The organism is Deltaproteobacteria bacterium (genome assembly GCA_020848905.1).
Lineage (GTDB): Bacteria > Myxococcota_A > Polyangia.
On sequence record JADLHG010000056.1, the window covers coordinates 236,394 to 248,717 of the forward strand.

Annotated in this window: 7 protein-coding genes; 3 read left to right on the plus strand and 4 right to left on the minus strand. The window is 70.2% G+C overall.

Going from position 1 to position 12,324, the window contains the following annotated elements:
• Window positions 1-31 precede the first annotated feature (31 nt).
• Together IT371_24425 and IT371_24430 are read left to right on the plus strand one after the other, a co-directional pair.
• On the plus strand, window positions 32-1,072 hold the full coding sequence (locus tag IT371_24425; GenBank protein MCC6750826.1) for a hypothetical protein: 1,041 nt from the start codon (window positions 32-34) through the stop codon (window positions 1,070-1,072).
• A gap of 202 nt (window positions 1,073-1,274) precedes the next feature.
• Window positions 1,275-7,208 (plus strand): SIR2 family protein, encoded by a 5,934-nt coding sequence (locus tag IT371_24430; GenBank protein MCC6750827.1) that lies wholly within the window; start codon window positions 1,275-1,277, stop codon window positions 7,206-7,208.
• A 52-nt stretch (window positions 7,209-7,260) separates the two neighbouring features.
• On the opposite strand, the gene IT371_24435 is transcribed toward IT371_24430, so the two are convergent.
• From IT371_24435 to IT371_24450, 4 genes are read right to left on the minus strand one after another with little or no spacing between them, the layout of a single operon-like run.
• Complete coding sequence (locus IT371_24435) at window positions 7,261-8,334, minus strand: hypothetical protein (protein ID MCC6750828.1); 1,074 nt, start codon at window positions 8,332-8,334, stop codon at window positions 7,261-7,263.
• A 24-nt stretch (window positions 8,335-8,358) separates the two neighbouring features.
• Window positions 8,359-8,784: a hypothetical protein gene (locus IT371_24440; protein MCC6750829.1), complete on the minus strand. Its 426-nt coding sequence runs from the start codon at window positions 8,782-8,784 to the stop codon at window positions 8,359-8,361.
• Window positions 8,785-8,801: 17 nt separating this feature from the next.
• Window positions 8,802-9,260: a transcription elongation factor GreA gene (gene greA, locus IT371_24445; protein MCC6750830.1), complete on the minus strand. Its 459-nt coding sequence runs from the start codon at window positions 9,258-9,260 to the stop codon at window positions 8,802-8,804.
• Window positions 9,261-9,268: 8 nt separating this feature from the next.
• On the minus strand, window positions 9,269-10,018 hold the full coding sequence (locus IT371_24450) for a HEAT repeat domain-containing protein (protein MCC6750831.1): 750 nt from the start codon (window positions 10,016-10,018) through the stop codon (window positions 9,269-9,271).
• Window positions 10,019-10,228: 210 nt separating this feature from the next.
• Here IT371_24450 and fusA point away from each other — a divergent pair, with 210 nt between their 5' ends.
• Window positions 10,229-12,265 carry an elongation factor G gene (gene fusA / locus IT371_24455; protein MCC6750832.1) on the plus strand — a complete coding sequence of 679 codons (2,037 nt, stop codon included), beginning with the start codon at window positions 10,229-10,231 and terminating at the stop codon, window positions 12,263-12,265.
• Window positions 12,266-12,324: the final 59 nt, after the last annotated feature.

The window sequence follows — 12,324 nt, forward strand, 5'->3', positions numbered from 1 at the left end:
CCACCGAGGAGGGGAAGGTAGGATTCACCATATGGGATCCCCGTTCGCCCTGGACCGGAGGAGGCCTCGCGGCTGGCGGAGCCTCGCGCTCGTGCTCTGCGCGGGTGCGCTCTTCGCCTGCCCCGCGCATCAGTCCGGCAGCTCCCGGGACGACGAAGGGGGTGACGGGGAGTCGGAGGGGGAGGGCGACGGCGAGGGCTCCCGCGAGCGCGAGAGCCGCCGCGTGCCGGTGCTCATCGACGCCAAGCGGCTGCCGGACGCGGTGGTCGAACAGAACCGGACCGGCAAGCCGCGAGACGACCTGGAGTCGCTCCGCCAGAGCCTCTGCGAAGGGCGCGAGGACGAGCGGGTGGTCTTCTATCAGCTCGTCGTCTCGACGCACTGGCACTACTACTGGGTCTGCGGGGACAAGAAGGCGCAGCGCGCGGCCACCGAGGACGGCGACGAGAAGCTTCGCTCCTGGGTCAAGCGGCTCGAGAAGCAGGCCGCAGCGGAGAGCGCGGGGTGCGCGGCGGGGAGTCGGCAGCGGCTCTTCAAGCAGACCCACGAGAGCGGCACGCGCGTGAAGGCGTACTGCGACGGACAGCTGGTGCTGCGCTTCCCCGACGGGGGGAAGAAGACGGTGGCTTTCGCGAGTCAGGCCCCCGCGGGGTCAGGGCCCGCGGCAGGGGGCGAGAACCCCGACGCTGGGGATGCCGCCGACGGAGACGGCGACGGAGATGGCGCCGCGCAGCCCGCGACGCAGCCGCCGGTCGTCCAGGCCCAGCCGCCCGCCACGGGGCGACGGGGAGGGGCCTGCCCTCCGTGCGCCGCCTGCCCGGCCTGTCCCGCCCAGCGGCCGTGTCCGCCCCAGAGGGCCTGCCCGGCGCCGCCCCCCTGCCCGGCGTGTCCCGCCTGCGACTGTTCCACGAAGGCCCGGGAGGCAGGGGAGAAGGGGTTCTGGCAGGGGGTGCAGAAGGCGTGCAAGCGCATCTGCACGCTCGTCTACCAGAAGTGCCGGGCCATCAACCCGAGCACCGCGCTCTGTTACCAGGTGGCCGAGTACTGCGCCGGGGCCTGCGACAAGAAGTAGGCCGCGCCGAGGCGGTCCCGGGCGGCTGCCGGGGACTCCGCCGAGGGTGAGTTTCCTGTTTACACTCCACGGGTTCTTGCGTTAGACCCGCTGGCCTGACGGCGGGAATAGCCCGCGCTCTGCGGAAGGCCGCGCGCGCCGCCGCGACACTGGGGCGGGTCAACCGACCTCTGCCCCGACGAGCCCAACCGAGGTAGCGACCATGGTCGAGTTTCCAGACGCCCTCTTCGAGCGCATCCGCGCGGGGAACACCGTCCTTTGCACCGGCGTGCGATTTGCCTCGGCGGGGGGGCTCCCCGGCTGGGACGAGCTCCTGACCCGCCTGTGCGCGAAGCTCGGGGCGGAGGCGGAGCCGCTCAAGCCGCTGATCCAGACCGGGCAGTACCTGACGGTGGCCGGCCAGCTGAAGCGGCGGCTCGGGAGCGACTCGCTCGCCGACGTGCTGAAGGAGGCCTACGGCAAGGGGGGGGGCGACCTGCCGAAGCCGCACCAGTTGCTGAAAGAGCTCCCCTTCCACGCCGCGCTCACGACGGGCTACGACGGGCTGATGGAGCGGGCCCTCGCGCGCAACGGCACCAAACCCCGCGTCTACAGCTACTCCGACGGCGCGCTCCTGCGGCTGAACGAGGAGCTGAAGAACTTCGTGGTCAAGGCGCACGGGGATTTCGCGCACCCCGACAAGCTCGTGCTCGCGCGACTGGACTACAAGCGCTGCATCGCGCCGAACCAGGCCTACCGCGCCTTCGTCGAGGATCTCTACCGTACGCACACGCTGCTCCTCGTCGGGTACCGCGCGGGGGACCCGGACTTCGTTCTCCTCCTCGAGCGGTTGATCGGGACCTTCCGGGACGCGGTGACCGACCACTACGCCATCCTCTCCGGGCTCTCCGAGGCTGAGCAGGAGGAGCTCTACGCCAACTACCGCGTGAAGGTGATCCCGTACGACGAGTCGGCCGACCCCGCGACGGCGCTGCAGAAGGCGCTCGAGGAGCTGGGCACGCAGTGGAAGAGCCGCGGCGCCGCCCTCGAGAAGGGGCAAGACCCCATCCAGTGGCTCAAGCAGCAGCTCGCCCCCGTGGACCTGCGCATCGACGTGGTGGCCGGGGAGGGGCTCTCGCTCTCGGACGCGCGGCTGAGTCGCATCAGCGAGGCGGCGGTGGCGGTCCAGCTCTCGCAGCTCGACGCGGAGACGCTCTGTCGGCTCGGCAACGTGCGGCTCTATCTCGGTCAGACGAACGCCGGGATCGAGTGCTTCAAGGCGGCCCTCGAGCAGAACGCCAAGCTGGCCGAGGCGCACCTGAACCTGCACCACGCGCTCGCCGAGGCGGGGGACTACGCGCAGTCCTTCTCGCACCTCGCGAAGGCGACCGAGCTCAATCAGGCCATGCGCCCGGTGCCGAAGCGCTACGAGCTTCGGGCCGTGATCGGGCGGGGCACCACCGGGACGGTCTACAACGCCCACGACCTCGAGGCGAAGCGGGACGTGACGGTCAAGGTGCTGCGCGTGAGCTACGTGCGCGAGCACCTCTCGCCCGAGAGATGGCTCAAGGAGACCGAGGCGCTGAAGACTCTCGAGCACAAGCACGTCGCGCGCGTCTACGACGCCCTCATCGAGGGGGACCGCTGCGTGCTGGTCACCGAGAGTCTCTCGGGCCGCAGCCTGGCCCGCCTGCTCCGCGAGGGAGGGGCGCTCGTCCCCGAGAAGGCCGCCGAGATAATGGGGCAGGTCTGCCAGGGGCTCGAGCACGCCCACGGCAAGGGGGTGCTGCACCTGGACCTGCAGCCGTCCAACATCTTCCTGCGCGACGACGGGACGGTGGCGTTGATGGACTTCCGTGCGGGGCGCGCGCAGAAGGGCCGCCACGTGACGGTCAAGCGCGGCTCCGAGGGGCACCAGTCCCCCGAGGTGCTGGCCGGGTCGGGGGCGGACGCCCGGGCCGACATCTACTCCCTCGGCGCGACGCTCTACCAGATGCTGACGAACCGCGTACCGGTGGGGAGCTTCCCGCGCCTCGGTGAGGCGAGCGCCCCCGCGCGCCGCTTCGAGCCCCTCGTGAACAAGTCGCTGCGCGCGCTCCCCGAGGAGCGGCCGCAGACGGTGGCCGAGTTCAGCCGGGCCCTGGCCGGCACGGGTGAGGGGGTGGCGATCCCCGAGCGCGCGGACGACCTCGTGGCCTGGCTCGAGGTGCTGACGTATCAGCCGGACAACCAGCAGGCGCAGACGGCGCTCGACGACCTCGAGCGTCAGTATCGCGGCGCGAAGGACTGGGACGACCTCGTGACCCTGCTCCTGGGGCGCGTCGAGGTAGAGGGGGAGCCCGAGCGGCGGATCGCCCACCTGCGCGAGGTGGCCCGCGTCTTCGAGAGCGAGGTAGGGGACCTGAGCAAGGCCTTCGCCGCGCTGCAGGCGGCCTTCCGCGAGGACCACTCGAGCATCGAGGTCCGCAAGGACCTCGAGCGGCTCGCCGGGGCCACGGGGACGTGGAATGAGCTCTTGCAGGAGTACACGACGCTCGTGCAGCAGGTGCGCGACCCGAAGGTGGCCTGCGACTGGTGGGTCCGCATGGGGCGCCTCTACTCGAACGAGCTCGGTCACGACGACTACGCGGCGGCCGCGCTGGGCCAGGCGCTGCTCCTCGACGCGAATCGCCTCGACGCGCTGGCCGAGCTGGCCGAGGTGGTGCGCCGGAAGGGCGACCACAAGGAGTACGTCCGGCTCGTCGGGCGGCAGGTGCAGCTCGAGCAGAGCGCGCCGCGGAAGCTCGAGCTTCTGAAGGACCTGGCGCGCGCGCAGGCGAGGGAGCTCGGCGACACCGACCAGGCGGTGGCGACCTACCAGCGCATTCTCGAGCTGGAGCCGACCAACGTCGTGGCCCTCAAGTCCCTCGAGGAGCTGCACCGCAAGGCGGAGAGCTTCACGGCCATGGCGGACGTGCTCAAGGCGCGCCTCGCCGCGCCCGAGAGCGCGGAGGAGCGGCTCGTGACGCGGCACGCGCTCGCGGAGCTGGCAGCCGACCGGCTGCAGCAGCCGGAGCTGGCCATCGAGCAGTACCAGGCGATTCTCGAGGTGGCTCCCGACGACGTGCGGGCGCTGAAGGGGCTCGAGCGGCTCTACGACGCCACGGGGCGAAACGAGGACTACCTCAAGGTCCTCGACAAGCGCATCAAGGCGGCGAAGGACGACGCGGAGCGGATCGCGCTCTACCGGCGCATCGCCACCGAGTGGGAGGGGCAGAGCGGCGGCAAGACCAAGGCGGCCGAGTACCTCGAGAAGGTGCATCAGCTCGGCGGCGGCAACGAGGAGAGTTTCAAGTCGCTCGTGCGGCTGTACTGGGAGCTGAAGGACTATCCGAAGCTGGCGGAGGCCTACCAGCAGCAGGTGAAGCTCACCGAGCGGCCGGAGGATCGCGTCGGACTCTACGCGGGTCTCGGGAAGGTCTACGAGGACCACCTGAAGGACCCCACGCGGGCGATCGAGGCCTTCAACGGGCTGCTCACGGTGGACGCCGAGAACAAGATCGCCCTGGCCGGGCTCGCGCGGCTCTACGAGGCCACCGGGGCGGCCGCGCAGGCCGTGGCGATGTACGAGCGCCTGGCCACGAAGGAGCAGGAGGTCGACAAGCAGGTGGAGTGCTACCACCGCGTCGGGCTCCTGCAGCTCCAGAAGCTGCGGAAGGAGGGCGAGGCGGAGGCCAGCCTGGCCAAGGCGCTCGAGCTGAAGGACGACCACGTGCCGTCGCTTCTCGCCCTGGCCGAGCTGTATCAGCACCGCAAGGACTACGGGAAGGCGGCGCGCTTCTTGCGCGAGGCGGGGCGGCACAGCCCGAACCTCCTCGAGAAGGTGGCCCGGCTACACCAGGCGGCCGTGGCGTACCAGGATCAGGTCCACAACGACACGCAGGCGGCCGAGATCTACGAGGAGCTCCTCGCGCTCGACCCCGAGCACGTCGAGGCGGGGCAGCGCCTCCTCGCGCTCTACGAGCGGCAGGGGCAGCCGGAGAAGACGCTTCCGCTGCTCCAGATGCTGGCGCGCAAGGCGGACCCGAAGGATCGCCCGCGGCTCATCGAGCTCAACCTGCGCCTCGGTGACGCGCTGCTCAAGGCCTCGCAGGAGGAGCGTGCGGTGGGGGCCTACCGCGCCGCGTACGAGCTCGACCCCACCTCGCCCACGTCGATGCACAAGCTGGCGGACCTGCTCTTCCTCCGCAAGGAGCACGAGGAGGCGGGCAAGCTCTACCAGGCGCTGCTCGTGCACCGACGGGACAGCATGGCCTCGCCCGAGGTCGTGGAGGTCTTCCTCCGCCTCGGAGAGATCAAGATGGCTCTCGGGGAGACGGCCAAGGCGCTCAACATGTTCGAGAAGGCGCTCGACCTCGACCCGTCGAACGCGAAGGTGCTCTCGCACGTCATGCACGCCTACCAGGAGAAGGGGGACTGGGAGGCGGTGGTGCGCTGCAAGAAGAACATGGTCAAGGGGGCGACCGACGAGGTGGCGAAGCTCTCGCTGCTCGAGGAGGTCGGGGACCTGCTGGTGGAGAAGCTCAAGCGGCTGAACGAGGCCGCCGCGGCCTACAAGCAGGCGGTGGAGCTGAAGCCGGATCACCGGCGCGTGCTGCACAAGCTCTTGGAGGTGCACATCGAGCAGAAGCGGTGGGAGGACTGCATCGCCGTCCTGACCCAGCTCGAGCGACTGGAGACCGACGGGACGCACAGCTACCGGCTGCACTACACGGCCGCCGTGATTCTGCGCGACGAGCTGAAGCGGCCGCAGGAGGCGGCGCGTCACCTGGACCTGGCGCTCCAGGCGGACCCGACCAACCAGAAGGCCTTCACCGCGCTCAAGCAGCTCTACACCGAGCAGGGCAACTACAAGGGGCTCGTGCAGGCCTTCCGGCTGATGCTGAAGCGGCTTCCCGCCGAGACGCCGGTGGCCGAGCAGGTGCGGCTCTGGCACGAGCTGGGGCAGATCTGTCAGGAGAAGCTGCAGGACGCGAAGGGGGCGATCGTGGCCTTCGAGGTGGCGGCCAAGATCGATCCGACGAACGTCCACCGGCTCGAGACGCTGGCGCGGCTCTACGCCACGGCCGGCCCCGAGGCGTACGCCAAGGCGGTGCAGGTCAATCAGCGGCTGCTGCGGCACAACCCGATGCGCCTCGAGGCGTACCGGGAACTCCGCCGGCTCTACGGCGAGGCGAAGGACGAGGACAAGTCGATCTGCGTCTCGGCAGTGTTGAACCTGCTCAAGCTCGCGGGACCGGAGGAGCAGGCCTATTACCAGAAGCATCGCGCGGCCACGCCGAAGCGGGTGCAGAGCAAGCTCGGGGCGGAGCTCTGGCGGGGGCAGATCGAACACCCGCGGCAGTCGCCCGTGCTGAGCGACCTCTTCGGGGCTGCAGCGCCGGTCATCGGCCCGATGGCGATGCGCGCCAAGCGACACTTCGGCCTGCGCGCCACCGAGCAGCTCCACCCGGACAAGGACCAGCGGCTCTGGGCCCGCGCCTACCGCTACGCGGCGGAGGCTATCGGGCACGCGCCGGACGAGCTCTACGTGCGCGGAGACATGCAGGAGCCCCTCTCCCTCGTGTTGACGGGTGAGCAGGGGAAGGGGAGCACGGTGCTCTGGGTGAACCCGCTCGTGGTGAAGGAGGGGCGGACCGAGGGCGAGCTCACCTTCTGGTTCGGCAAGACTCTGGCGCTCCTGCGGCCGGAGCACGTGCTGGCGTTCGTGACCCCGGCGCCGGCGGTGCTGCGCGCCGTGGTCCTGGCGGCGGTGAAGCTGCTCGCACCGACGACGCGCGTTTCAGGCGACGTGGACTACATCCAGCGTCTCGTGGAGGTGCTGCGCACCGAGCTGGATCCGCGGCAACTCGAGGGCCTGGGGCACCGCACCGAGGAGCTGCGCGCGGCGGCCGCCGAGGGAGAGGTCGAGCGCTGGCTCCAGGCGGTGGACCTGTCCGCGTCGCGTGCGGCGCTGCTCCTCTCGGGAGACCTCGAGGCTGCGGCGCGGCTGCTGATCGACGAGGCGGCCCCGGCCGGGACTCTGCCGCCGAAGGAGCGCGTGGCCGAGCTGATGGCCTACGCCGTCAGCGAGGAGTACTTCAAGGCGCGAGAGCTCCTCGGGCTGAAGCTCGCCTAGCCGCGACGATCGGGGCGCGGTCCGGTGGGGGAGGGCCGCACGCGCGGGCACGTCATCGGCGCGGGTCGTACCAGGGCATGCCGTGCGTGCTCGGGCAGCGTGCGGGTGCGACGCCGAAGGCCTGGCAGATCTCGCGGGCCGCGGGCTTGCCGCGCGGGCAGTACTCGCGGCTTTGCGGGCCCCCCCAGCCGAACCAGTTCCAGAAGTAGACCCCTTCCAGATACGGCGCCCCGGCGAAGGCGCGCCGAAAGGCCGCGTAGCAGTCCCGCTGCTCGTCGAGGCCGAGCGGCTCCTTGAGCGACTCGAACCACGGCCGCGCGCTCGTCCCGCGCTGGCTGTGGTAGCCGAGCTCGGTGAGCACGATCGGCTTGCGGACGCGGGCCCAGAAGCGGCCGATGCGCGAGCGGAGCTCTCGCCAGGCGTGGGTGAGCCGGAGCAGCGAGGGCTGCCGTTCCGCGAGCCCGACGAGCTCGAAGTAGGCCGAGAGCCCGATCTGGTCCACGAGGTGCCAGATGGCGACGCGCTCGAAGTGGTCGTGGTTGGCCGAGTAGACGAGGCGGCCGCGGAAGGTGCGCCGCACCTCGGCGATGAGCGGCGCCCACCGGGCGGGTCGGGTGTCGAGCGAGGAGAGCTCGCTGCCGACGCAGAACGACTCGGCGCCTCCCCGTGCCGCGACCTGGGCGAGCTCGAGGATCAGCTTGCGGTAGTTGCGCCACCAGGCGTCGGGGTCCTGCGGGGCGAGGGCGCCGCGCCACTCGTCGGGCGTGACCTCGTACTCGAGGCGCAAGATGGGGAAGAGCAGCACGCGGAGGCCGAGGGCGCGGGCCTGGGAGAGGGTACGTAGGACGCGGTCCAGCGGAGGCGTGTAGCGGCTGTGCGCGCGGAGCTCGGTGGATCTCACGTCGTGCTGGTAGTAGGGGACGACGACCGAGACGTGGGTCGCGCCGGTCGCGCGGATCTCGCGCAGCAGGTAGCCGTAGTCGAGACCGGGGTCCTCGGCGAAGAGGCCGAGGGAGATGCCCCGCTCGGACCAGAGGGCGGGCGCCGAGTGGGCCTCGCGGGAGGCGGTGATGGCGGCCGAGGCGAGAAGGATCGAGGCGACGAGCAGTCCTCGGCTGTAGCGCACCTCTCGCGCTCCGCGCTCGGGTCGTTAGTTCGCGGCCTTGGCGTCCTTGGCCGTGGCGTCGGGGGTCTTGGCGTCTGCGGCCTTCGCGTCCGCCGCCTTGGCGTCTGCGGCCTTCGCGTCGGCCGCCTTGGCGTCCGCGGCCTTCGCGTCGGTGGTCTTGGCGTCACCCGACTTCGCGTCGCCGGCTTTTCCGTCGCCGGTCTTGGCGTCTGCGGCCTTGGCGTCGGCAGTAGCTCCGTCCTTGGTCCCGGCATCCTGCGTGGTCAGCTCGCAGCCGCCCGTGGGCTGACAGGTCCCGCCGGCCTGGCGGTCGGCCGCCTTGACGCAGCAGATCAGGCCGCTCTGGCAATCGCTGTCGAGCTGGCAGCGCTCGCCCTGGGCCTGCTTGCAGCCGGTGAGCCCGAGGGCAGAGAACAGCAGGGCGGCGACTAGCGTCACTCCTCGATGCATCGTGTCGATCCTCTCTCTTATTCGCCGAAGCTGACGTCGACGATCTCGTAGCGGCGGGTTCCGCCGGGTACCTTGACGGTGACCTCGTCCCCGACGGAGTGGTTGATGAGCGCGCGCGCGACCGGTGAGGAGATGGAGATCCGGCCGGCCTTCACGTCCGACTCGTCGTCTCCGACGATCGAGTAGCGGACCTCCTCCCCGGAGTCGATCTCGGCCAGCCGCACCGTGGCGCCGAAGATCACGCGGTCGCCCGATAGCTTGCTCGGGTCGATGACCTCCGCCTGGCCGATCTTGGCCTCGAGCTCGCGGATGCGTGCCTCGAGGAACCCCTGCCGCTCCTTCGCGGCGTGGTACTCGGCGTTTTCGGAGAGGTCTCCGAGTTCTCGGGCCTCCAGGATCGTGTCGGCGAGCCTCGGGCGCTCGGCCTTGCACTCGCGCAGTTCTACCCGCAGGCGGTCGAGCCCCTGGGGGGTCATGGGGAACTTCATGGCTGGGTCCGCGCCTTCTTGAGCTTGATCTTGCCCTTGCCGTCCACGAGGTAATCGCTGCCGAGCAGTCCCTCGACGGTGCCGCGGAAGCCGGTGACGGCCCACCCGGTTTCGGCGAAGCCCTCCGCGATCCGATTCTTGATGCGCAGGCTCTCCTCGTCGGCGTTGCAGAAGGCCTTGAGCAGCGCCTCGCGGGCGAGCTCCTGCCGCTGGTTGAAGAGACCCTCGACGGTCAGGTAGCGCACTGTCTCGTCGTGGTCCTCGAGGAAGGGGACGAGCCGCTCGGCCGCCCGCACGTCCTTGAAGTCCCCGAGGTAGCCGATGAGCTGCTGCTTCTTCGACGGGTCGCGCACGTAGCCGGGCTCGTAGCTCGCGAGCACCTCCTCGAGCACGGACCAGCTGGTCTCGTGGTCGCAGACGTCGCCCAGCATGCGCAGCCCCCACGAGAGCGTCGGGGAGTCCGTCAGGTGCTGGCGGAGGTGCGGGAGCACCCGCTCGCCGAGATCCACGAGCCCCTGGTAGACCAGGTTCTTCTCCTCTTCGTCCGAGACCATGTTGGCGTCGTAGATGAAGGTGAAGCGCTTGAACAGCGCCGCGATCGCCTCGTCGCTTCCGTCCTCCAGCAGGGTGTGCAGCGCCGGACCGCGATCGTCCGGTTTGATCTTCTTGTTGGCGGCCTTGGCGCTCGCCTTTTGCAGCGCGCGCTCTTTGCGGCCGTCCTTGCTGAAGAGTGCCTTGAGGCTCACGGCGTCCTCTGAGTAGTGGAAATCGGAGCTCGCCAGCGACGGGCTGCGCGGCTTTCGTCCTATTGGTCGTCGCCAGTCTGCAATCGGTTCGCTCGGGGGTCAATAGGCGTTTTGGCCACGTTCTGACGCTGGAATCTCGAAAGGCGGTGCGTATAATAGCGCCCGCCTGAGGGGGCATTTTCCGTCGGAACGCGCTCAGGCGAGGGGATCATGGCCTCGGTCAAGCTACAGCAGGTTCGCAACATCGGCATCGTGGCGCACATCGATGCCGGCAAGACCACGGTGACCGAAAGGTTTCTCTACTACTCCGGTCGCATCCACCGGATGGGAGAAGTGCACGACGGTCAGGCCCAGATGGACTGGATGCCCCAGGAGCAGGAGCGGGGGATCACCATCACGGCCGCGGCTACGACGCTCGCGTGGCGGAACCACGAGCTGCACCTCATCGACACTCCCGGGCACGTGGACTTCACGATCGAGGTGGAGCGCAGTCTGCGCGTGCTCGACGGCGTGGTGGTGGTCTTCTGCGGGGTTGGCGGGGTCGAGCCGCAGTCCGAGACGGTGTGGGGCCAGGCCGAGAAGTTCGGGGTGCCGCGGCTGGCCTTCATCAACAAGCTGGACCGCGTGGGGGCGAACTTCGAGGGGGTGGTCGAGGAGATGCGGACGCGGCTGGGTGCGCGCCCGGTGGTGATCCAGATCCCGATCGGGATCGAGGACACCTTCGCCGGCGCGGTGGACCTGGTCGAGATGAAGGGGATCACCTGGTCGGGGGACAGCGACCAGCCGACGGTGGGCGAGGTGCCGGCGCACCTGCGGGAGGCGGCCGAGCAGGCTCGCGAGCGGATGATCGAGGCCATCGGCGAGGTGGACGATCAGGTGGCGGAGAAGTTCCTCGAGGGGCAGACGGTGGAGATCCCCGAGCTCAAGGCGGCGCTGCGCAAGGCCTGCTGCGCCAACAAGCTCGTGCCGGTGCTCTGCGGGGCGGCGCTCCGGAATCGCGGGGTGCAGCCGCTCATCGACGCGGTGGTGGACTACCTGCCGTCGCCGCTGGACGTGCCGCCGGCCGTGGGGTCGGTGCCGGGGAAGCCCGACGAGATCGCCGAGCGGCCCCCCCAGGAGAAGGCTCCCTTCGCGGCGCTCGCGTTCAAGGTGCACATGGAGCAGGGGCGCAAGGTGGTCTACCTGCGCATCTACTCGGGGCGCCTCAAGCCGGGCGACGACGTGCTCAACGCGCGCCTCGGCAAGACGGAGAAGGTGGCGCGCCTCTTCCAGGTGCACGCGAACCGCAGGGAGCGGATCGACCTCGCCGGCCCGGGCACGATCGTGGCCGCGATGGGCCTCAAGCTCACGGGGACCGGGGACACGGTCTGCGATGCGGGGCACCCGATCCTGATGGAGCCGATCGACACCTACGCCCCGGTCATCTCGCAGGCGGTGGAGCCGAACACGGTGGCCGAGAAGGAGAAGCTGGACTTCGGTCTGGCCAAGATGGCCGAGGAGGACCCCACCTTCCGCGTGACCGAGGACGCCGAGACCGGGCAGACCCTGATCAGCGGGATGGGCGAGCTGCACCTCGAGATCATCGTGGACCGCCTGGTGCGCGAGTATGGGGTGGAGGCGCGGGTGGGGCGGCCGCAGGTCGTGTATCGCGAGACGCTGACGTCGGCCGGGCGGGCGGAGCACGTCTTCGAGCGCAAGCTGGACGACGGCTCGCAGATCTACGGACACGCGGCGGTGCGGGTCGAGCCGCGGCAGCGTGGCAGCGGGATGGCCTTCGAGAACGCCATTCCGGCGGGGACGATCCTTCACCCCGCGGTGGTGCAGGCGGCGATGGACGGGCTGCGAGAGGCCGCCACGTCGGGGGTGAGCGCGGGCTACCCGCTCGTGGACGTGCGGGTCATGCTCTGCGGCATCACCACCCGTGAGGGGGTGACGGGCGACGTGGGTTACAAGGTAGCGGCGGGCGAGGCCTTCCGGCGAGCCTGCCGCGAGGCGGGACCGGCGCTGCTCGAGCCGATCATGGACGTGGAGGTCACCTACCCCGAGGAGTTCATGGGCGAGGTGATCGGCGACCTGAACGCCCGCGGCGGACAGATCGAGGAGGTCGGCTTCCGCGGCGGCAAGCGTGAGCTCAAGGCCAAGGTGCCCATGCGCCAGATGTTCGGCTACTCGACGCGGGTGCGTTCGCTCACGCAGGGGCGGGCGAACTTCACCATGCGCTTCGACCGCTACGACACCGCGGGGTAGCGGCGCGGTCGCTTCTCTCCGGCGCGCGCCGGAGCTTCCGGACCACAACGAGGGTAGAC

Coding starts and splice junctions, on each gene's coding strand:
- fusA (MCC6750832.1), top strand. CDS start 10,229: ATGGCCTCGGTCAAGCTACAGCAGGTTCGCAACATCGGCATCGTGGCG.
- IT371_24425 (MCC6750826.1), top strand. CDS start 32: ATGGGATCCCCGTTCGCCCTGGACCGGAGGAGGCCTCGCGGCTGGCGG.
- IT371_24440 (MCC6750829.1), bottom strand. CDS start 8,784: ATGCATCGAGGAGTGACGCTAGTCGCCGCCCTGCTGTTCTCTGCCCTC.
- greA (MCC6750830.1), bottom strand. CDS start 9,260: ATGACCCCCCAGGGGCTCGACCGCCTGCGGGTAGAACTGCGCGAGTGC.
- IT371_24430 (MCC6750827.1), top strand. CDS start 1,275: ATGGTCGAGTTTCCAGACGCCCTCTTCGAGCGCATCCGCGCGGGGAAC.